At 60.9% G+C, this 22,468-nt stretch carries 12 protein-coding genes and 1 pseudogene; 5 read left to right on the forward strand and 8 right to left on the reverse strand.

All coding sequences use genetic code 11. The features are described from left to right. Positions 1-804 precede the first annotated feature (804 nt). From C1722_RS07040 to C1722_RS07055, 4 genes are all read left to right on the forward strand, one after another. Positions 805-3,312, forward strand: coding sequence for a molybdopterin-dependent oxidoreductase (locus C1722_RS07040; protein WP_102378608.1), 2,508 nt, complete (start codon positions 805-807; stop codon positions 3,310-3,312). 27 nt (positions 3,313-3,339) lie between these two features. Then, positions 3,340-3,693 carry a 4Fe-4S dicluster domain-containing protein gene (locus tag C1722_RS07045; protein ID WP_102378609.1) on the forward strand — a complete coding sequence of 118 codons (354 nt, stop codon included), beginning with the start codon at positions 3,340-3,342 and terminating at the stop codon, positions 3,691-3,693. A gap of 180 nt (positions 3,694-3,873) precedes the next feature. Further along, the gene (locus C1722_RS07050) at positions 3,874-5,193 is read left to right on the forward strand and encodes an MFS transporter (protein WP_102378610.1); all 1,320 of its coding nucleotides are present in this window, start codon (positions 3,874-3,876) and stop codon (positions 5,191-5,193) included. A gap of 185 nt (positions 5,194-5,378) precedes the next feature. Then, entirely contained in the window at positions 5,379-6,674 is a 1,296-nt protein-coding gene (locus C1722_RS07055; RefSeq protein WP_102378611.1) for an MFS transporter, read from the forward strand. Positions 6,675-7,121: 447 nt separating this feature from the next. Here the strand turns inward: C1722_RS07055 and C1722_RS07065 are convergent, their stop codons facing one another. From C1722_RS07065 to dnaE, 7 genes and pseudogenes are all read right to left on the reverse strand, one after another. Further along, positions 7,122-8,636, reverse strand: coding sequence for an SLC5/6 family protein (locus tag C1722_RS07065; protein ID WP_219724284.1), 1,515 nt, complete (start codon positions 8,634-8,636; stop codon positions 7,122-7,124). 244 nt (positions 8,637-8,880) lie between these two features. After that, a complete protein-coding gene (arsS, locus tag C1722_RS17125) occupies positions 8,881-10,893 on the reverse strand; it encodes an arsenosugar biosynthesis radical SAM (seleno)protein ArsS (RefSeq protein WP_219724285.1) in 2,013 nt (670 codons plus the stop codon). Positions 10,894-10,980: 87 nt separating this feature from the next. Next, entirely contained in the window at positions 10,981-11,976 is a 996-nt protein-coding gene (locus tag C1722_RS07080) for a prolipoprotein diacylglyceryl transferase (protein WP_102378613.1), read from the reverse strand. Further along, a complete protein-coding gene (gene truA / locus C1722_RS07085; protein ID WP_342352757.1) occupies positions 11,969-12,778 on the reverse strand; it encodes a tRNA pseudouridine(38-40) synthase TruA in 810 nt (269 codons plus the stop codon). The genes C1722_RS07080 and truA (C1722_RS07085) overlap by 8 nt, the downstream gene beginning before the upstream one ends. Positions 12,779-13,010: 232 nt before the next feature. After that, positions 13,011-14,102, reverse strand: a pseudogene (locus C1722_RS07090) (PHP domain-containing protein); the annotation flags it as partial. A gap of 378 nt (positions 14,103-14,480) precedes the next feature. Then, a complete protein-coding gene (gene truA, locus C1722_RS17675; RefSeq protein WP_102379570.1) occupies positions 14,481-15,632 on the reverse strand; it encodes a tRNA pseudouridine(38-40) synthase TruA in 1,152 nt (383 codons plus the stop codon). A gap of 142 nt (positions 15,633-15,774) precedes the next feature. Further along, on the reverse strand, positions 15,775-19,002 hold the full coding sequence (gene dnaE / locus C1722_RS07100; protein ID WP_425319341.1) for a DNA polymerase III subunit alpha: 3,228 nt from the start codon (positions 19,000-19,002) through the stop codon (positions 15,775-15,777). A 1,477-nt stretch (positions 19,003-20,479) separates the two neighbouring features. On the opposite strand from dnaE, the gene C1722_RS17845 reads away from it, so the two are divergent. Continuing rightward, positions 20,480-21,607 (forward strand): InlB B-repeat-containing protein, encoded by a 1,128-nt coding sequence (locus C1722_RS17845; protein WP_425319372.1) that lies wholly within the window; start codon positions 20,480-20,482, stop codon positions 21,605-21,607. A gap of 171 nt (positions 21,608-21,778) precedes the next feature. On the opposite strand, the gene pyrE is transcribed toward C1722_RS17845, so the two are convergent. Then, positions 21,779-22,456 (reverse strand): orotate phosphoribosyltransferase, encoded by a 678-nt coding sequence (gene pyrE, locus C1722_RS07110; protein ID WP_102378616.1) that lies wholly within the window; start codon positions 22,454-22,456, stop codon positions 21,779-21,781. Positions 22,457-22,468: the final 12 nt, after the last annotated feature.

Here is a 22,468-nt window from a genome sequence, read left to right on the forward strand (position 1 = left end):
ATGCAACCTCGTCCCACCCGCTCAGGCGCCTAAAGGCCGGGAGCCTTCGGCGCACCCGGGGCCTTCGGGGCACCGGGTGCGCCCGGCATCCCGGGGGCCTTCGGCATACCCGGCGCACCTGGCATCCCCGGAGCCGACGGCTCTCCGGGCGCGCTCATCCCCTCCGGCAGTTCTGCCCCGCACGCGGCGCATACGGTAGCCGTAAAATCGTTTTCTTCCCCGCATTTCTCGCACGTCTTCGAGATCTTCGCATCTGGCGGCCTAAAACACATCGTCTTCGTCCTTTCTCTCTGTTCTCAATCAGGGTTTGCAGCTGCGTCGCAATCGGGCGCGGGCGCATGCTTTGATGATTTCGATGGAAACCGGGGAACCCCGTCAAAGGCAAACCGCTGCCCGATGCGCACATTGTAATAGCCCACGCTAGCCGACAGGTTTCAACAGCCGTTTATTTTAGGGCTGAAATAGGAAACCCCTTAGTACCCAGAGTCTGAAATCATCGGAAGGCCCGCGGATACAAGAAATTAAGCCCCTCGATGCTAAAGATCGACCCGTTCAGATCGATAGTCGGAAAAACGGCCGACGCGGCGCGCAAGCCGACTTTAAGCCCCGCTATACGATTCGTTCTCGATCGTCGCGTGATTCAATGGCCAAAGATCGGAAGGAGCCGATCAGGGGGCACCACCCATTCACCATCACACCCGATACGCAAGGCGGTATCCGTCCGCGATTCTCGTTCGGCAAAGATCGCCGGAGGCTTCATCGGGGCGGCGATGCGGTGCTCGAAGAAAAAGAGAGGAAGGTTATATGAACAACTACGAAGAATTCCTCAAGAACCTCGATAGGGCGGCCTATCATGAGGGAGAAACGAGTTGGGAAGAAGACGGGTTTACCGTATATCGCACCCACCCGTGGTCGCCTCCGGGCTGCCACGATTCTTGCGGTTGCCTCATGTACATGAAAGATGGGCTGCTCGACCACGTCGAAGGCGACCCGCTCAGCTCGTACTCCAACGGGAAGCTGTGCATGCGCTGCCTCGATATGGCGGAAGCCACCAACCATCCGGACCGCATCATGTACCCCATGAAACGCGCCCGCGAGCACCGCGGCGACAACACCAAATGGGAGCGCATCTCCTGGGAAGAGGCGCTCGACACGGTCGCCGGCAAGATCAAGGAGTACAGTGAGAAGTACGGCGAGCAATCCATCAACGTGGTGCGCGGCACCGGGCGCGACATCGATTGGGGCGGCGGTTTGCTTTCGTACCTCGGCATCCAGACCCCGATTTTCAACATGCAGTTCATGACCGGCTTCGCATGCTATTCTCCCCGCTGCGTACCGTCCAACTGCAACTTCGGCGACTACTGGATCGTCGACGCCTCGATGACCCACGAAGATCGGTACCTGAACTCAGAATGGAAGGTACCCGGAGTCGTTATGATCTGGGGAAACGAACCCCTGAAATCGAACGCCGACGGGTACTTGGGCCACTGGCTCGTCGAATGCATGCAGATGGGCACGAAGATCATCTCGATCGACCCGCGCCTTACCTGGTGGGGAGCGCGCGCCGACTACTTCTTGCAGCTGCGTTCCGGCACCGACGTTGCGCTCGGCATGGCGATGATCAACTACATCGTTTCCGAGGGCCTCTACGATAGCGACTTCGTCGAGAAATGGACCTACGGCTTCGAAGAGCTCGTGCAGGCCTGCGCCGAGATGACGCCCGAACGCGCCGCCGGGATCTGCGACCTCGACGTCGAGGACATCCGCGGCGCTGCCCGCATGTTCGCCACCGAAGGTCCGGGCTCCATCCAGTGGGGCCTTTCCCTCTGCCAGCAAGACGGATGCCTGAGCTGCACGCTCATCTGCCTCGACCTTATCGCCATCTGCGGATACGTCGACGTTCCCGGCGGCGCTGTGCTCGTCCGCGATGCCTACGGGTTCCCCCATCACGTCTCGGAGGGGTATCTGTCGCCCGAAAAGAAGGCGCTTACCCGCGCGGAGGTCGGTCCCGGAGCCGTATGGGGCGATACGCGGCAATCCATGTACGATTGGGAGAACCACGACCCGCGCCGCATTCGCATGTCCATCTACGAATCGTCGAACCCGCTCGCCAACGCCTGCCCCGACGGGCCGCGCATCTACGATTCGCTCAAGAACTCCGAATACGTCGTGGGCATGGATCCGTTCCTGACCCCGACCCTCTCGGCATTCGCAGACATCCTGCTGCCCATGTCGATGGCCATCGAGCGCAACACGTTCCGCTCCTGGTGGACGCCCGTCCGCGCCAACGTCAAGATCACCGAATACGGGGAATGCAAGTCGGACGAGGATATCGCCATCGAGCTCATCAACCGCCTGAACCCCGGCGTGCTCGACGACTACATCAAAGAGGGCAAGGATATCATGAACTGGCGCCTCAAAGGCGACGACACCTTCGCCCGCAACGCCTCGCTCAACCGCAAGAGCGTCGAGGCGGAGGCGAAGGAAGGCGAAGAGCAGAAGGAAACCAAGAAGGTGTTCAACCGTCGGCAGAACATGGCCGTGGCCTCCCCCGACGAATGGGATCACAACATCACGTTCGACCAGCTGGTCGAAATGTCGCCGGTGTACGACAACTTCTGCAGCACGTACTACAAGTACGAGAAGGGCCTTCTGCGCTCCGACGGGCAGCCGGGCTTCAACACCGTCACCGGCCGCATCGAGCTGTACTCGCTCACCTACCAGGCTTGGGGCGTTCCTCCCCTGCCCGAGTACATCGAGCCTATTCACGGCCCCATCGGCAATCCCGAGGAGTTCGAGAAATACCCGCTCATCTGCAATAACGGCGTTCGTTCCTACGAGTTCTTCCATTCCGAGCACCGCCAGCTGGAAACCATGCGCGAGTTCCACCCCTGGCCGCTCGTGTGCATGAACCAAAACGTCGCCGACCGGTTCGGCATCGAAGACGGCGAATGGACGTGGATCGAGAGTCCGATCGGCCGGTTCATGCAGAAAGCCTGCATCGTACCCACCATGAAGGATTACTGCATCTCCGTCGAAGCCGGATGGTGGTATCCCGAAGACGATTCGAACGAACCGACGCTGTACCGCACGTTCGATTCCAACGCCAACAACATGCTCTCCTTCGACGAGGTATCGCCCTACGGTGTCGGCAATACGCACAAGACGAGCGTATGCACGATCTATCCCGTGCGCCCCGGCGACATCACTCCAACAGAGCAGGTTCTCGAAAAGGGCGGATTCCCCCTGCAGCAAAAGCGCCGCGAAGCCTGCAGGACCATGTGGAAAGAGCAGGGCATCGAAAACAACTAGCCGCCGGCCGCCCCGAAGGAGGAACCAATGAAAGGCATTCTGGTCAACTACGAATACTGCACGAACTGCCATAGTTGCGAGGTAGCGTGCAAGAAATACCTGCACCTGCCGAAAGGCGAGTTCGGCATCAAGATCAACGAGGTCGGTCCGTACGAAATCGAAAACGGAACCGGCAAAGGGAAGGATCGCTGGGAATGGCATTTCGCCCCCACGCTCACCAAGGCATGCAACCTGTGCGAGGACCGCGTGGAAGCAGGAAAGATGCCCATGTGCGTGCAGCATTGCCAAGCATGGTGCATGTACTACGGCGAAGTCGAGGATCTCGCCAAGAAGATGGACGGCAAAACCCGTTGGGCGCTGCTTACCGCAAAGGGAGATTAGCCGCCGAAGCGTTAACCTGCGCCGAACGCTTCGGCGCAGGTTCGGTCCGCCAACCTCTGGCTACTCGGCGGACCAACGGTCGACGACGTCGAGGGGATCGTCAGACGAGCGTTCATCCGAACATAGCGAACACAGTCATACCAGCCTTCGTCTATCCATTCACAAAGGGGGATAGCATCTATGAAAGTCACCTCATTATTGAAAACGCCCGACGGAAAGCTCCATCGCGGCTGGCTTATTTTCGCAGGCCTATGCCTGGCGAATTTCGCGTTGTACCAAACGGGATTCAACAGCCTGTTCGCCTTGCCTCTGGCCAATGCGCTCGGCGTTACCCGAGGCGCGATCATGTTCTTCACCACCGTATACGCCTTCGGCGCCGCAATTGCTTCGGTCATGTTCGGTGCCCTGTACTCGAATCCAAAGATTCCGGTTCGCGTGTCGATGACCATCGGCGTCATCCTGAGCCTCTGCTCGTATCTTCTCTGGGCATACGCGCAGAACCTGTTTATGGTATACGCTGCGGGCTTTCTCATCCCGTTCAGCATGCAGGGTATCAAGATCATCGGAAACTCGGTTTTCGCAGTTAACTGGTTCGACAAAAGCATCCGCGGCAAGCTCATCGGCGTTTCGTCATGCTTCCAAGGCCTCGGCGGCATGGCGATGCCCGTTATCATCCAGTTGATCATCAACGCCTTCGGCTTTCAAGCGGGCTACTGGTTCCTCATCGCCGTCACCGTCGTGCTCGTGCTGCCCTTCACGCTGTTCGTCTTCGAGAGAACGCCCCAGGATGTCGGCCTGCTGCCTCTGGGTTATCGCGAGGGCAAGAGCGACGAGAGGGAAAAGACCGCCAACCTGTACGGCATGACATTGAAGCAGTCGATGAAGACCATCGCCTTCTGGGCCATGCTGATCATCGTATTCGCCATCGGCATGCAAAACGGCTTCAAATCGAACTTCAGCGGTATAGCGCTTGAAGGTCTCGGCGGCATGATGGGAGAAGAAGACGTTGCCATGGTCGCCGCTATCATGGTTTCGATCGCGTCGGGCACCGACTTCGTTGCCAACCTTCTCATCGGCGCCGTCACCGATAAGATCGGTCCCATGAAAGCAGCCTTCGCAGGATTGACGATATTCCTGCTCTTTTTCGTCATCCTGCTTCTCTTCGAGAATCAGATCTGGGCATTCTATATCGCAGCCGCATGCTTCGGATTCAATGGATGCCTGTTGCGCACACCGATACCGCTCACTATACGCGAGCTGTTCGGCAATAAGCATTTCGGTTCCATCTGGGGCGTATGCAACGCCATCAAGCCCTGGACCGCTGGCGTTATGGCAACCTGCATAGCGTTCGCCTACGATCTCTCGGGTACCTATTCAGGAATCCTGATCTTCGGTATGATCATGGCCGCCATCATTTACATACTCTATTTCGTAGCCACTCGTTTCGTCGGCAAGTACGATTGGGGCCAACCGAAGGGCGAAACCAGCACGCTATCGTAGTAAAGTAGCATCTTACCGTGTTCGGATGCAAGGATAACGACTTGGGTTTGATTCGTCCCTAGATCAATCGCTCGGCGAAGCGAAGAAGCAGCAGCAGCGCCGCTTCTTCGCTTCGAGCGATGCTCAATCGGCGTTCGGACTGTTCCCAATCGAACGAATAACAAGCAATCGGATTGGAAGGAACCATGGTTTTGCGATTACTCCATGGGAATATACATTACGGCTGGTTCATTTTTATCGCCATCTGCTGTAACCAGTTCGCATGCTACCAGACGGCATACAACAGCCTGTTCGTGCTACCGCTCGCCCATGCGCTGGGAATCAGCCGATCCGCCGTTCTCCTGTTCATGACGTTTTATGCGATAACCTATTTCATCGCCTCCCCGCTCTGGGGAAGCCTCCTTCAAAACAAGAACGTCTCTATACGCGCCGTCATGACCACTGGCGTTTCGTGCGTATTAATAGCCTGCATCCTGTTTGCCACGGCAACGACTCCCTGGATGCTCTACGCCGCCGGCGTTTTCAACGCTCTCGGCATGACGGGAACGAAGATCCTCGCAACAACCACGTTCTCGTCAAACTGGTTTGCGGCGAACGTACGCGGAAAGCTCATGGGCATCGCAGTATGCTTTCAAGGCATCGCGGGCATCGTCATGCCTATCATCATTCAGCTGATCATCAACAACTTCGGCTACCGTGCGGGATATCTGTTCTTGTTTATGATGGCAGCGGTGTTCATGCTGCCGTGGGCTTTGTTCGTGTACGTGAGAACGCCGAAAGAAATGGGGCTCAGACCCCTCGGGCTCAAAACCGACAACGAAGCCCTGCTTGTCGATGCCGATCTCGATCGGGGCGTCTCCTTCAAAACCGCCCGCAGAAGCGTTCCGTTTTTCGTAATCATCATCATCGTGCTGCTGCTCTCGACCGGGGGCGGATACGAATCGAGCTTTAGCGGCTTTGCCGATGAATTCTTGGCGGGAACGCGATGGATGGCCGATGCCGCCATGATCGCCGCGATCATGCTTTCCGTCGACTGCGTGTTCGACTTCCTCGGCAACATTACCATAGGAGTCGTGATCGACCGATTCGGAACCAAACCCGCGCTCTACATCTGGCTCGGTCTCTACTCTTGCTTTTTCATCACCATGCTCTTCTTCGGCGGATCGCCTCTCGGCCTTTACGTCGCCGCCGCATTCTACGGCTTCAACGGATCGATCATGCGAAATGCCATCCCTCTGCTCATCCGCGATATCTTCGGGCCTAAAGACCATAGCAAGATCTACGGGGCGATCCAATCGGTCAAAGGGCTCACCAACGGCATAACGACGACGATGATCGCCGTGTTCTACGACATAGGCGGAAGCTATTACGGAACGCTTGTAATCGGGCTCGGTCTTCTTGCGCTCTGCTTCGTGTTCGTCGCCATCGCGCTTCGATACCTGAATCGGTTCCACTGGAGGGAAAACGCCTCGCAGCAGTGATCCGGAAACAGCCGAACAATCCGCAGGACCGCGAATGCGCCAGCTATTCTAAACAAATGTACCGTAGAAAGGAGACCGCTTATGTCGATGTGTTATGTTTGCGACCTGTGCGATGCGTGCGGAAAGGTCAGCAAGCTGAAGGAACTTGCGGGCAAACGACCGTGTCCATCGTGCAACGCCGAAGTAGCCGACAGGCAAGCAACAACCTGTCCGTCATGCGGCGCGAAGCTCCCGCCGCCTCTTCCCGACAAGCCGGGAGCCTGAGAAGCCCCGCCTGCCAACCGGGCATCAGGAGACGGGCGAACGGGGCGGATCCTTCCGCCGCCCACCGGGCATCCAACCGTCCGAGCATCGGGTGGCAAGCGTCCGAGCGTCCTGTAGGCAGCATCAAGCAAATAGGCGTTTAGGGCGCACACGCAACGGGCGAGCTCGCCTCGAAAGCCCGCGCTACGCCCCCGTTGGAGCAAGTTCGTCGGCTTCCGGCATAGCTTCGCCGCAGCCGCCTTTGGCGCGTTCTGCATCAAGGCGGGCGATCTCTTCCTTCGATAGCCCCTTCCACGTGGGCTCGACACCGTTTTTCCTGTCCTTGGACTGCGATATCAGACCGGGAACGATATAGGCCGCCCAGCAGGCGATCGCACCCCACAGGTTCACGCCGAGGAAATTCGCGTACGTTCCCTGGCCGATGTTCATGAAACCGAGCGACGCAGGCGCGACCGTATCGACGATGCCGAGCACCATGCCGATCCAAAATGCCAGTTGGAAACCGACCTTCGTCGGCTTGACCACGCCGTGCATGAGAAAGATCGGGCCCAATCCCATGATCATCGTGCCCGAGATGGTGGTCGCCGCGATGATGTTGGCGCCCATGATCATCGGCAGGTTGCCCACAATGCCGAAGACGACCATGAAGATGATGCCGATGATACGCGGGTTCGTCTGGGGCGTCACGCCGAGAATGCCCGGAAGGTCACGCGCGGTCAGCTTCGCAAGCGAGCTGAACGTCGAATCGAGCGTCGAGCCCGCCGTAGCTATCATGATGACGGCCATCAGGAAAAACGCGACGATGCCGAGGCTCTGCGCCACCACCACCGGCGCACTCGAGCCCGCGATGCTCATCCCGTTGACGTAGGCGTGCACGCCGATCAGCGAGAAGAGCACGATCGCCACGAAGCCCAACAGCCCGGCCACGATGAACGACTTGAGCATCTTCTTCTCTTCGCAGATGAACCCGCGATCGGTGAGTACCGCATCGTGAAAGCCGTACGAAAGGCACTGGAGCCCCGCGCCTATGATGAAGTCGACACCGCCCTCGAGCGACCACACGCCCGAGGTGACGTAGTCGACGGGATTGTCCTGCGGCACGACCCAGACGAGCACGACGATAAGCAGCACGGCGAACAGCGCGGCCTGGGCGATGTCGGTGATGATGGAGCCGCGCATGCCGCCCCAGCAGCAATACCCCACCGTAATGGCGGTGAACAGCAGGGCCGCAACGATGAACGGCGCCGAACCCGAATCGCCGTAGTAGGCACCCACGACCGAGGTGTTCGACCACACCTCGTTGAAGAGGCGCACGAGGATGGCCGCCGAAAAGCAGAACGCCGCCGCGACACCGTAGTGCTTGGTCAGAAAGCTCACCGTTCCCGTTGCCCCGAACCTGCGGCGCAAACGATAGAGGGCAAAACCGGTCAGGGGTATGCAAAGCCAGTACATGGCGTATCCGATGCCTCCGACAATGCCGAACTGCGCACCCATGTTGGCCGCATTGGTGACCGATTTCGCAAAGATCCATGCGATGAAGATGGATGCGGTGATCATCCACGGATTGGCGGCGCGTCCGTGCTTGTCTTCCCCTTTGAAGAACCCGCCCAAGCTGACGGTTTTCGGAGAAAGGAGAAACATGACGATGCCGTACACGATGAGAAATCCCCAGAAGAATATTCCGGTTGTCGAGTCCATTCCGTACATCCCTTCCTTATTGCTGCAGACTGGGATGAACAGCCGTCATCGCGTTTCGGAAGCCCGACGCCGGATACCGCGAAAATCCGATCACGGCTGCTCATATTATTATTGGATTATATCTAATAATATTGTTTTGCCAATAGAAGATTACATCTTTTACGTGCTGCCGCCCATCCGCTTCGCACAGCGTGCGACGTGACTACCTCGAGCGCCGGTCCATCGCTCGCACCCGATTGAACGGCTATTCCTGAACGAGCGTTCCCCCGCAGCTCGATCCGAACCCCGCAGCGCACGCGTAGCAGTGGTTGCCGAACTCGATCAACCGGGTAAGCGGCAAAGCGGAATCGTCAGCATAATCGAAGATGGTCAGATCGCGCCCGTCGCGCTTCTGCACGAGGCCGACGGCTTGGTTGAAATCGCAATCGTAGATGCGTCCGTCGTAGCCGACCGAGATCTGGTGGCGGCACATCATCGCCTCGCACGCTTCCGGGTTGAACGCGTCCATGAGCAGGTCCATGTAGCCGTCGAATCGATCGGTTGCCATAAGGTGGGCTCCGTAACGCCCGATCGGGTTGTTCGCAACAGCGAACAGCTTATCGAACACGATACCGAAATCCTTTGCGAGCCGATGCTTGTACACCCGCTCGAGTTCGTCCTGCTTCGGGGCGAGAACGGGCCATTGGGGATTGAACACCAGATCGAGCACCAGCCCCTCCCCGTTTCCGTACCCCTTCTCGTTAAGCCGCCTCAGCACGTCGAGCGATCCGGTGAACGCCCGCGCACCGCGCTGCTTATCCACCTGCGCAGCACTGACGTTCGGCAGCGACGCGACCACCTCGATGCCGAGCTCCGCATACCGATCAATCAGGTGCCCGTATCCCGGTTCAAGCAGAATGACCAGATTGCTCCTCACCATGACGTGCCCGACGCGCCGGGCCGCCTCGCGGATGAACCACTCGAAATCGGGGTTCATTTCGGGTGCGCCGCCGGTTATGTCGAGCGTCTCGATGCCGCGAGACTCCATCACGTCGAGAATCGCATCCATGCATGCGCGGCTCATCAGCTCGGTTCTGCCCGGCCCCGCTTCGACATGGCAGTGCTCGCAGGCGAGATTGCACAGCTTGCCGACGTTGGCCTGCACGGTACTCAGACGGGGAGCCGTTTTCAGATGATCGGGTTCGAGCATGTCTTCGAAGTACATGAGTCGCGCGAGCGCCAGCTCGACGTCATGCGCCGTCGCCCGCGTCCGAGGACGGCGAGACTCCGCCCGATACGTCGGACGAACCGAAAAACCGCCGAGAAGGGCGTCTTCGATGTAGTCGTCGGGACCCGCCACGATGCGGTCCCTGTACGAAACGGCCGCCGGGCTGGTTTCCGACCACAATCCATCGAACCATTTCACGTAAGCATCCTGATCGTACCTGAGCGGCACGGCCTCGATGTAGAGCCCCTCGTATTGAGCGCCGAACAGCGCGTCGGCTGCGGGGGTCGTCGCAACGCGGGTAGCGATGCCGAAGTTCTGGCCGGCGAAGTTGGGCAACCCCGCCGCCCCGTTGTTGATCACGACGCCGTCGGCAAGAGCCATCGCAACCGGCGAGCACGTATGCGTTGTGGCAAGCACATCGATACCGCTTTCCCGCATCCATCGCGACAGCTCGTCTTGTCTGATGGGATCCTGCAGCGATTCGCGCGAGCATCCCCAACCCCCGATAAGCCGCTCGTCACCATGCGTGATTCCGACCGTCCGCGATCCGACCTTCGCCGTCAAGGCGGCAGGGCGGTCCTGGAGCATATCGCGAAGTTCGGGGCGGTGGAACAGCGCCGTCGACAGCATTTTGTGAATGCGGTTCGAGCGGCTGACATCGGCATCCGGCGTGCAATCGGGATACGAGCAACCGCATCCCACGCCGATGTCGGTCTCCCTGCGAAGCTCCGCCTCGACGTTGCCTGCAAGCGGCACGTAGCGCGCTGCACGGCGTTCGATGATCTCGAAGTTCTCGGCCGTTTGATCGAACCAGTGAACGTCGCCGTTCAAAACCGCGCGAACCTCCCCCGACTCAGCCGAAACAAGGGCATCGAGCGCATCGAGTGCGAACGGATTGCCGTACACGCCCCCCACGACGAAAAGCGTGTCGCAGGAAAACGCGGGTTCGGCTCGAAACAGGCTCGGATCAAGCCGGTAGTCGATCGGACAGACCCTGCCCGCATCCTTGAAGTTGCGTCGTTTGCCGCCTGCCGCAGAACAGCCGCTCATGAAAATCTCCTTGCGTTTGAGCATCGGCGCTACGCGCCATAGTGGTGGTTCGATTAATATGAGATTACAGCAAGTATTTGACTATGTCTATGCGAATCTCGAAGGATCCACGGCAACGAGATGCCCATCGGCATCCTCGTACAGACACAGGCTCCCCTTCTTGTTCGAATAGAGGTGTTTGAACCGCGCGAAATCCTGAGGGGATTGCCCCGGAGCAGCTTCCTCGGACCGACCGTCCGCCGTTTGCTCAGATCGACCCGCTGAGCACGGATCGATGGAATCGGGGTGTTCCGACGCGCTTTCCTCGGCTTGCATCGAAGCAGATTCCGCCTGCACCTGCGGTTTCGCTCCCCTTAATTCGTCGAGGCTCGTTGCATCCTGCCCCAAAGCGGGGGTGGCGATCTGCTCGAAACCGAATACCGCATCGTCTGCGGGACGAGCGGTCGGAATGATGAAGGCCTCCGCATCGCGCTGCTCTCGCTGGGCGCGCTTCTCGGCGCGGCGCTTCTTCCTGAGCATGCCCTTGGTCTCGATGAAGGACCCGTCGATAACGGATGCTTCGGGCGCAATCGCTTCGGGGGCGGTCCCCCCGGAAGCGGAAGCGGCGGGATCCGCCGTCGGCTTCGGCTCGGCGTCCTCGCACGCGCAATACGCATCACACGCCGCATCGGACGATATGCGAGCACCCGGCTCAGGCTGCAGAGGATCCGTCGATGCGAATACGCGCGAATCGGACTTTGCGCCATCCGCCGCCGACGGCTGCTCGCCCACGGACGAAAGATCGCCCGCCGCCATCTCGTTCAGGTAGCGATCACCCTGCTGGATCTCGATTCCCGAGGGTATGACCTGACCTGTCATGCTTTCAGCAGCAACGCCGAACTTGTCGAGCACCCACGAGTTGGTACGCGCGATGGAAAGCAGCTCGCGCGCCCATTCCAAGCGCTGCTCCTCGGTGTGGTCGGCCTGCAGGAGCTTGGCGATCTCCGTCACGCGACCCCACGACATAGCGTCGACGTCTTCCTTCATGGACACGATCCTGTCGGCCTCGCGCATGATCTGCTGTTCGGCGCTTTTCCTAAACACGGTTTCCCTCTTTTCGCATAGGCGCCGATACGGCGTCGCCGTAATCGACATGCCAGAAAACAAGCCCTGCGGCCGGGGCGTTCTCGCCCGCTGCGCGGCGATCGCGCGCTTCGAGAACCTCGCCGACCCACGAAGGCTCGCGACGGCCCGTGCCCACCGCGACGAGCGTGCCTACGATCGTTCGCACCATGGAGTGGAGAAACGCGTTGCCGATCACCTTGACGACCGCGACCTCTTCGCCGAGCAGCTCTTCGCGGCCGATCGTGATCTCGGAAACGTTTCTGCAGGTAGGCTTCCCTTCGGCGGACACCGCCATGCAGAAGCTCTTGAAATCATGCTCACCCACAAGATAGGAGGCGCCTTCGGCCATGGCTTGGATGTCGAGGCGCCGCTTCAGGTGCCACACGCGGTCGGAAACGAGCACCGGGCGGTCGGCTCCCTCGTATATGAAGTACCGGTACTCCCGAGAGACGGCATCGAAGCGCGCCGAGAAGCCGAAGGAAGCCTCCCCGATGCGCTTGACCGACGCGCGATCGTCGATGAGGGCGTTCAGCGAGCGGGACAACGCGGAAAGCGGGCGCGAAGCGAACTCGTCTCCGCTCAGATCGAAGCTGACAACCTGACCGCGCGCGTGCACGCCCGCATCGGTTCTGCCGGCGCACGTCGTCTCGACGGGCCGGCCGTACAAAAGAGCGAGCGCGTCTTCGATCGACCCCTGCACGGTCAGCTGCCCCGGCTGGCGGGCGAAGCCCGAAAACGGAGCCCCGTCATAGGAGACCTCGAGCGCAACCGTATGTTCCATAACGTTTTCCATATCTTTCCAGTATAGAAGAAACGGCTGCCCCACATAGCGGAACAGCCGAATCGTCAGCATTTTGTGATGGCAGCGATGCCAATATACCCGCACACGGCTCTCGAAGACCCGAACAGCGCCGCTCGACACGCGCCGGCGAGGGGCGTATCCAACTCGATCCCGCCCGCGCACAATCGACGCCCGGCATCGGGCGCACAGCGACCTACGACGCCATCCAGACCGGCTTNACGCCGATGCCCTGGCTTCGCGCCCATTCGATGTACTCCTGCACGATGAGGAAGTAGGCCGGGAAGCCCTGCTGGATGATGATGCCGGCCTCGTAGTCGGCGCGCTCCTGCGCCTCGGCGGGTATGGGCTCACCGTAGCGCTTGACGAGGCCCTCCTGGATGCGCTTCTTGAAGTAGCTCTCCTCGGTCTCGCCCTCGGGCAAGGGGAAGCGCGGCAGGATCGAATCGCGCTCCAGCACGACATCGCACTTCTCCGCAACCTCGACGGTGGTGTCGCACGCCTCGGGGAAATCCTTGAGGGCTTCGCGCATCTCCTCTTCGGTCTTCATGTAGAACTGATCGTTCTCGAACTTCATGCGGTTCGTATCGTTGACCGCCGAGCCGGTGCCGATGCACAGCATGATGTCCTGCGCGCGCGCATCCTCCTGCACGAGGTAATGGAAGTCGTTCGTGGCGATGGTCTTGAGGCCCGCCGTCTGCGCGACCTTCGTAAGCTGGTGGTTGAGCTCGGTCTGCGTAAGGCCTGCGTCGGTTACGATGCCCTGGTTCTGCAGCTCGATGTAGAAATCGCCCGGCTCGAAGCAGCTCGCGAACTTCTTGGCCCATTCGACCGCATCGTCGAACCGGCGGTCGTCGAGCATCTTCGGGATGATGCCCGCGATGCACGCGCTCGAGCCGATGATGCCCTTGCCGTACTTCTCGAGCATCGAGAACGTGGTGCGCGGTTTGTAGTAGAAGTTATCGACGTGCGACTCGGATACGAGGCGCACGAGGTTGTGGTACCCCTCGTTCGTCTTGGCGAGCAGCAGCAGATGGTAGAGCTTCGGCTTGGTGTCCTTCCGCAGCTCCTCGTCGGTCGTGAAGTACACCTCGCACCCGTAGATGGGCTTGACGCGGATGCCGGTCTCGGCCTCGACGGCATCGCACGCATCGCACAGCTCGGGGACGCCGCTCATGACGCCGTGGTCGGTGACGGCAACGGCGGGCATGCCGAGTTCGGCGGCGCGGCGCACCATATCTTTGATGTGCGTTGCGCCGTCGAGCAGGGAGTATTCGGTGTGATTGTGCAGGTGAACGAATGCCATATCTTGTGCCTCTGTAAATTCTCGCATGCCTTCTCTGGTGTCGTCACCATGATAGCAGCTTACCGTCGCAACCGCTGAGGATAAAGCGTGGATTTTTATCCGATCAACCGATGGTGCAAGGCGCTCGACAGCATAGCGTGTCCCAACCGGCATCCGCCCGGCTGCCGAGAGAGGAGCGCGCCCAACCGACAACGTGCCCTTGCCGGCAGTGATGCCCTGCCCATCCGATCCCGGATCTCAACGCCCGCTTCCGCGTTGCGGTCTTCCCCTTCATCATGATATATAGTTTATTATATTACTTTCTCTATTTCATAACCCCATTTCAGATGTTGATTTGTGGCAAACTATGAAACATCTTGCCTTTATATATGCAAGATGTTATATTCTTCGCTTGTGCATGCACAGCATGCGGTGTACATACGACGAAGGAGACACATGCCGACGATCAAACGACCCCCAAAGCTCCTCCTCATAGCCCTTGCTGCAATGCTTGCATTCTGGGGCGTTTCCGGCGGATCCGCACTGGCCTCGACCGATGCGCCGGCGGCTCCGAACCCCTCGGCAACCGAGGAAGCAGCGCTCGGCGAACAGGCTGAAGGCGAACCGGGCGAAGCAGAAGACGATACAACCGAGAACCCGTCCGGCGAGACGGCGCTTGACCCCGAGCAGGCACCGCCTGCCGACAGCGCTCCAGGCATCGATGCGGAAGGCCTTGCCGGCCCCGCCGAGGCGAACTCGAACGAAGCGACGGCTTTGGCCGCAGACGACGACCAGACAGGCACCGAAGCCGAACTGCGCGCCGGGCCCATCTCGNGCGACGAGCGTGCCTACGATCGTTCGCACCATGGAGTGGAGAAACGCGTTGCCGATCACCTTGACGACCGCGACCTCTTCGCCGAGCAGCTCTTCGCGGCCGATCGTGATCTCGGAAACGTTTCTGCAGGTAGGCTTCCCTTCGGCGGACACCGCCATGCAGAAGCTCTTGAAATCATGCTCACCCACAAGATAGGAGGCGCCTTCGGCCATGGCTTGGATGTCGAGGCGCCGCTTCAGGTGCCACACGCGGTCGGAAACGAGCACCGGGCGGTCGGCTCCCTCGTATATGAAGTACCGGTACTCCCGAGAGACGGCATCGAAGCGCGCCGAGAAGCCGAAGGAAGCCTCCCCGATGCGCTTGACCGACGCGCGATCGTCGATGAGGGCGTTCAGCGAGCGGGACAACGCGGAAAGCGGGCGCGAAGCGAACTCGTCTCCGCTCAGATCGAAGCTGACAACCTGACCGCGCGCGTGCACGCCCGCATCGGTTCTGCCGGCGCACGTCGTCTCGACGGGCCGGCCGTACAAAAGAGCGAGCGCGTCTTCGATCGACCCCTGCACGGTCAGCTGCCCCGGCTGGCGGGCGAAGCCCGAAAACGGAGCCCCGTCATAGGAGACCTCGAGCGCAACCGTATGTTCCATAACGTTTTCCATATCTTTCCAGTATAGAAGAAACGGCTGCCCCACATAGCGGAACAGCCGAATCGTCAGCATTTTGTGATGGCAGCGATGCCAATATACCCGCACACGGCTCTCGAAGACCCGAACAGCGCCGCTCGACACGCGCCGGCGAGGGGCGTATCCAACTCGATCCCGCCCGCGCACAATCGACGCCCGGCATCGGGCGCACAGCGACCTACGACGCCATCCAGACCGGCTTTCCGAACAGATCCTGAATCTCGGAACGCATGACCTGGCTGCGGGCGTCCACGGTAACGGGAAGCTCCGCCCTGAACTTTCGCCCGTCGGCCTGGCTGATGAACAGCACCACCCCGTCGCGACCCGGATATGATTTCAGGATGCGGTTCAAGCGCATCGACGTGTTCTGGTCAAAATCCGACGAGGCGATCTTCAGCTCGAGATGCGAGGGGCGCACATCGTCCTCCGAAAGCTCGATGACCTCCATCTCGTAGGCGATGAGCTGGTTGCCGCGATCGCTGTGCTCGAACTTGCCCTTCACCTTGACGATCGCGTCTTCCTGGATCGCCTCGGCGTTGTCGTCGTACTTGAAGCAGATGGCGTCCACATGCCCCGTCGTATCCTCGAGCGTGAACGTGGCCATCTTCGTGCCGCGCTTCGTGAGCTTGGTCACGACGGTCGACACCATGCCGACGAACGTCGCGCTCGCGATATCCTTCTCGCGATCGGCCAGGTCGCCCAGCGAGAATTTCGTCATGCTGGAGATGAGCCCCTCGTACGGGCGCAGCGGATGGTCGGACACGTAGATCTTGAGGATCTCCTTCTCGTAGGCGAGCTTGGTGCGCTTGTCCCATTCGACGTTGTCTGGCTCGGGAATCTCCTCCTTGAAATCCGAATCGGGGTCGTCGGCGAACAGGTCGAACATGCTCACCTGTCCCATATCGCGGTCCTTCTGCCGCTTCGAGGCGCCCTCGAGCAGCGGCGTCTCCTCGATGAAGTACATGAGCTGCTTGCGGGTGTACCCCGTCGAATCGAACGCGCCGGCCTTGATGAGCGCTTCGAGCGTCTTGCGGTTGTAGGCCTTCGAATCCATGCGGTTCACGAAATCGTGGAGCGACGAGAACCTTCCGCCCTTCTCGCGCTCGCGGATGATCTCCTCGGCCACCTTCTCGCCGACGCCGCGCACGCCCGCCAAGCCGAAGACCACGCCTTCGTCGGTCGGCGTGAACTCGAGGTTCGACGCGTTGATGTCGGGGGGTAAAACCGGGATGCCCGAACGGTTGCAGCTGGCAATGTACTTGATCAGGCGGTCCGAGTTGCCCATGTAGGACGAAAGCACAGCGGCCATGAAGTCGTGTGGGTAGTACGCCTTCAAAAACGCCGTGCGCATGACCAGGATGGCGTAGGCCGCCGAGTGCGACTTGTTGAACGCGTACTTGGCGAACTTCTCGGCGTCTTCCCAGATCTGCTTGGCGATATCGAGCGAGAAGCCGTTCTCGACCGCGCCGTTGTTCCAGTCTTCCTGGAGCTGGCGCATGATGTCGAGCTTCTTCTTGCCCATGGCCTTGCGCAGCTTGTCGGCCTTGCCCGCCGAGAACCCGCTCATGGCCATGGAAATCTGCATGATCTGTTCCTGGTAGACCATGGTGCCGTAGGTTTCCTCGAGGATCGGGCGCAGGCGGTCGTCGTAGTAGTGGACCGACGTCTTGCCGCTCGCCACCTTGATGTAGTCGTCGACCATGCCCGACTCGAGCGGGCCCGGACGGTTGAGCGCGATCGAAGCGACGATGTCGGAGAAGCGCTTCGGGGGAAGACGCGCGAACAGGCTCACGTACAGGGCGCCCTCCACCTGGAAGAGCCCGTCCATGTTGCCCGAGCGCATGAGCTCGAACGCCTTCTCGTCGTTGATCGGGATCTCCTCGGGCACGATATGCTCGCCGAAGCGCGCCTCGATGTTGCGGCAGGCGCGGCTGATAACGCCGAGCGTGCGCAGGCCGAGGAAGTCCATCTTGAGAAGGCCCAGATCGGGCGTGTAGTGCCCATCGTATTGCGTGATGATGCCGCCGCCCTTGGTGTCGCGCTTCATGGGAACGTGGTCGGCCATCGGATCGCGGCAGATGATCGTCGCACACGCGTGCACGCCTTCGCCGCGGACGTGGCCCTCGATGGAAAGGGCTGCGTCGAGCACCTGCTTGACGTCTTCCTCCGTCGAATAGGCCTTCTTGAGGTCGGGGTTCTTCGCGAGGGCGTCGCTGATCGTGATGCCGAGCTCGTCGCCGATGAGCTTGGCGATGCGGTCGCCTACGCCGTAGGGGTAGTCGAGCACGCGCGCGGCGTCGCGCACGGCGTTCTTCGCCTGCAGCTTGCCGAACGTGATGACGCCCGACACGTGATCCTCGCCGTACACTTCCTTGATGTGCTCGATGACCTCGCCACGGCGCTCGTCCTCGAAGTCGACGTCGATATCGGGCATCTCCACGCGCTCAGGCGAAAGGAAGCGCTCGAACAGAAGCCCGTTCGAAAGCGGGTCGAGGTCGGTGATGCCCATCGCGTAGGCCACGATGGCGCCAGCGGCCGAACCGCGGCCGGGGCCGACGCCGATGCCCTGGCTTCGCGCCCNAACAACAAGAGCACGATCAGCGACCGCAGCGTCGGGGGCGGCGGCATATACGTAACCGACGGCTCCCTTACGATGTCGAGCGGACTGGTCGGCAGCAACACCGCAGGCAACGGCGGCGGCATCAACCTCGTGAGCAGCTCCACCTTCACCATGACGGGCGGTACTATCAGCAGCAACACGAGCACCGTCAACCAAGGCGGCGGCGTACTCGTTGCTGGAGGCAGCTCGTTTACCATGAGCGGCGAAAGCCTTATCGAGAAAAACGAGAGCGACCGCGGCGCGGGCGTCAACGTGCTGCAGGACGGATCGTCCTTCACCATGAACAGCGGAACGATACGTGCGAACATCGCCGGCATCCATGGCGGCGGCGTGCTTGTGAACGGCGCCGGCAGCTTCATCATGAACGGCGGCGTCATCGGCGGCGACAGCGCTGCCGACGCCAACACGGCGGAATCGGGCGGCGGCGTGTGCCTGTACGCCGACTGGTCGGGTCGCGACATAACGTTCACCATGACAGGCGAGAGCCTCATCAAGAACAACACCGCCGAGCAGGGCGGCGGCCTCAACCGCTACAATACGGCGAGCGCGACCATCGAAATGCGCGACAACGCAACGATCACCGAGAACCATGCGGATGTCGGCGGCGGCGTGTACACGAGCGGCGGAANCCAACCAGACCGAGCTCCAAGACGCCATGTGGGACATCCCCGTCGGCACGGCAGGTACCATCGAGCTGCAGAACAGCTTTACCATATCGGGCACCATCGACGCCCCCTTCAATCGGGTCGTCACATTGACCTCGAAAGACGGCAACACCTTTACCATCACGCAGGCAACGGCGAATGCGCGCCATTTCAAAGTCGACGGCAGCAGCTCCACCTACAACATGTCGCTCATCCTCGAGAACGTCGTGCTCGACGGCGGCACCGTCGGCGGCGGCGTGCTCGTCGACGGCAAAAGGGGCACGCTCACCCTGAAGGCGGGCGCCACGATCCAGAACTGCACGAGCAACGTCGCCGGCGGCGCCGTGCGCGTGAATCGCGGTGCACTCGTGATCGAAGGCGGCACCGTCAGCAACAACAAGAGCACGATCAGCGACCGCAGCGTCGGGGGCGGCGGCATATACGTAACCGACGGCTCCCTTACGATGTCGAGCGGACTGGTCGGCAGCAACACCGCAGGCAACGGCGGCGGCATCAACCTCGTGAGCAGCTCCACCTTCACCATGACGGGCGGTACTATCAGCAGCAACACGAGCACCGTCAACCAAGGCGGCGGCGTACTCGTTGCTGGAGGCAGCTCGTTTACCATGAGCGGCGAAAGCCTTATCGAGAAAAACGAGAGCGACCGCGGCGCGGGCGTCAACGTGCTGCAGGACGGATCGTCCTTCACCATGAACAGCGGAACGATACGTGCGAACATCGCCGGCATCCATGGCGGCGGCGTGCTTGTGAACGGCGCCGGCAGCTTCATCATGAACGGCGGCGTCATCGGCGGCGACAGCGCTGCCGACGCCAACACGGCGGAATCGGGCGGCGGCGTGTGCCTGTACGCCGACTGGTCGGGTCGCGACATAACGTTCACCATGACAGGCGAGAGCCTCATCAAGAACAACACCGCCGAGCAGGGCGGCGGCCTCAACCGCTACAATACGGCGAGCGCGACCATCGAAATGCGCGACAACGCAACGATCACCGAGAACCATGCGGATGTCGGCGGCGGCGTGTACACGAGCGGCGGAACCAAGACCACCTTCGACATGTACGGAAAGAGCTCGATCCACCACAACACCGCAGTTCGCAGCGGGGGCGGCGTCGATTCGATCTCCACCGAGTTCACGATGCACGACCAAACCTCCATCCGCCACAACACCGCAGGGGGCTGGGGCGGCGGCATCGCCTGCTGGAGCAACGAGCTGTTTACCATGAACGACGAAAGCTCGGTGCACCACAACGCGACCACCTCGAGCGGCGGCGGGGTTTCGGTATCCAACCGAGCGGGCATGGTCATGAACGACCAGGCGACCGTCGTCGACAACACGGCGGCGGAAAACGGCGGAGGCATCTTCACCGAGTACTCGGCCGCCACAACAACGAACCCCTCATCGCTCGTCATGAACGGCGGTACGGTTGCGCGCAACACCGCGCTCGGCTCGGTTAAGGGCGGCGGGGGCATCTTCTTCGACGGCCAGTCGGATCGAAGCGTCACACTCACCATCGGCGGCGACGCGGTCATCGTCGACAACGCGGCGCCCAACGGCCACGGCGGCGGCATCTACAGCAACGAGCCGTACTGGGGCCAGATGGTCATCGGGTCCGACACCGTATTCGAGCGCAACACCGCTTCTGCTGCCTACATCCCGCCGACGACGGTGTTCGACGACTACCCCTCGATCGAGTTCGCGAGCATCAGCATCGGCGGCCTCGTTCCCTACCACCCGCTCAACAACTACGACATCAACTTCACCGGCGGCACCCCCACGAACGTCTACCGCGTGACGTATTACGGCAACGGCAACAACGGCGGCGAAGCTCCGCCGAGCCAGCTCTACGCTGCGGGTGTCACCGTAACGGTGTCCGACGAGGGTACGCTCACCTTGACCGACCACGACTTTCTCGGATGGAACACCTCCTCTACCGCAACCGATGCGGAGTACGAGGCAACCGACACGTTCCCCATGCCGGCACGAGACGTGGACCTCTACGCCGTCTGGAAGGCGACGCCCCCGACGCTCTACACGGTGACCTACCACGGAAACGGCCATAGCGCGGGCGACCCGCACCCGAGCGCGCAGTACGCCGCGGGAACGCCCGTCACCGTACTCGACGAGAACACGCTTGAGCGCACCGACCACGAGTTCCTTGGATGGCACACCGATCCGACGAGCGAGACGGCTCTGTACTCGCCCACCGGCATGTTCAACATGCCTGCCAACGATGTCGACCTCCACGCCATCTGGAAGGCCAAGGCTCCCGTCCTCTATACCGTGACTTACCACGGAAACGGCCACAGCGCGGGCGACGCGCCCGCAAGCAGCCAGCATGCCGCAGGGGACACGGTCACGGTATCCGGCAAGAACACGCTCGTGCGCGACGGCTACGAGTTCGTCGGATGGCACACCGACCCGGCGAGCGCAACGGCGCTGTACGGCCCCGGTGGTACGTTCCCCATGCCGGCCAACGACGTGGATCTCTATGCCATCTGGAAGGCGATCGACCCCAGCGGCCCGCAGGACCCCGATCCGAAGGATCCCGAGAAGCCCGGCAGCGACCCCTCAGGCAAGACGCCGACCTCGAGCAAAACGGGAAGCTACGCAAAGATGGCTCGGACAGGCGACGAGATGAGCATACTCCCCTTCGCGGCCGCAGCATGCGCGAGCTTGCTTGTAGGCGGCGGAGCCTACGCGATGGTAAGGCGCCGCAACCACTAGATCGGACCCCAATCGGCAGCCCGGCAAAACGCAGGCAACGTCAAGGAGCCGCAGCATGCACGCTGCGGCTCCTTTCGTTCGCACGAGAAGCACCGTCGAGTCGAGGGATGCCGGACCCAAGCGGTGCGCCGAACGCCGAGGGCGCGCCCGTTTGAGCGAGCCATCGCCTCCTTACCGAACTCCGTAGCGCTCGTAATAGGCATCGAGCGCCTCTTTCACCGTTTCGTCTATGACGACCTTGCCCTGGCATTCCCGATTGAACAGGTACTCGGTCACCTCGTCCATGGTGACGATGGCTGCGGTGGGAAACCCGTAGCGCTCGCGCACTTCGTCGAGCGCGCACACCTCGCCGCCCTTGCCGACCTCCATGCGGTTGAGCGACACCATGAGTCCCTTGATGTCGACATCGGCTTGCGATTTGAGGATGGGATAGGTCTCCTCGATCGACTTGCCCGAGGTGGTCACATCCTCAACCATGACGACGCGGTCGCCGTCCTTCAGGTTGCTCCCGAGCAAAATGCCCGTGTCCCCGTGATCCTTGACCTCTTTGCGGTTCGAGCAGTACCGTACCTCTGCGCCGTACAGCTCGTGTATGGCCATCGTGGTGATGACCGAAAGCGGAATGCCCTTGTACGCTGGACCGAACACCACGTCGAACTCGAGCCCGAACGCATCGTGGATGGCACGAGCGTAGCATCGGCCGAGACGATGGAGCTGCGAACCGGTCACGTAGGCTCCCGCGTTCATGAAGAACGGGGATTTCCTCCCGCTCTTCAACGTGAAGTCGCCGAACTTGAGCACTCCGCTTTCCACCATGAACTCGATGAACTCCTGCTTGTACTGCTCCATGCGACTCCGCCC

Source organism: Raoultibacter timonensis (genome assembly GCF_900240215.1).
Lineage (GTDB): Bacteria > Actinomycetota > Coriobacteriia > Coriobacteriales > Eggerthellaceae > Raoultibacter > Raoultibacter timonensis.

Coding starts and splice junctions, on each gene's coding strand:
- C1722_RS07040 (WP_102378608.1), top strand. CDS start 805: ATGAACAACTACGAAGAATTCCTCAAGAACCTCGATAGGGCGGCCTAT.
- C1722_RS07045 (WP_102378609.1), top strand. CDS start 3,340: ATGAAAGGCATTCTGGTCAACTACGAATACTGCACGAACTGCCATAGT.
- C1722_RS07050 (WP_102378610.1), top strand. CDS start 3,874: ATGAAAGTCACCTCATTATTGAAAACGCCCGACGGAAAGCTCCATCGC.
- C1722_RS07055 (WP_102378611.1), top strand. CDS start 5,379: ATGGTTTTGCGATTACTCCATGGGAATATACATTACGGCTGGTTCATT.
- C1722_RS07065 (WP_219724284.1), bottom strand. CDS start 8,636: ATGGACTCGACAACCGGAATATTCTTCTGGGGATTTCTCATCGTGTAC.
- arsS (WP_219724285.1), bottom strand. CDS start 10,893: ATGAGCGGCTGTTCTGCGGCAGGCGGCAAACGACGCAACTTCAAGGAT.
- truA (WP_342352757.1), bottom strand. CDS start 12,778: ATGGAACATACGGTTGCGCTCGAGGTCTCCTATGACGGGGCTCCGTTT.
- C1722_RS17845 (WP_425319372.1), top strand. CDS start 20,480: ATGGTCATCGGGTCCGACACCGTATTCGAGCGCAACACCGCTTCTGCT.
- pyrE (WP_102378616.1), bottom strand. CDS start 22,456: ATGGAGCAGTACAAGCAGGAGTTCATCGAGTTCATGGTGGAAAGCGGA.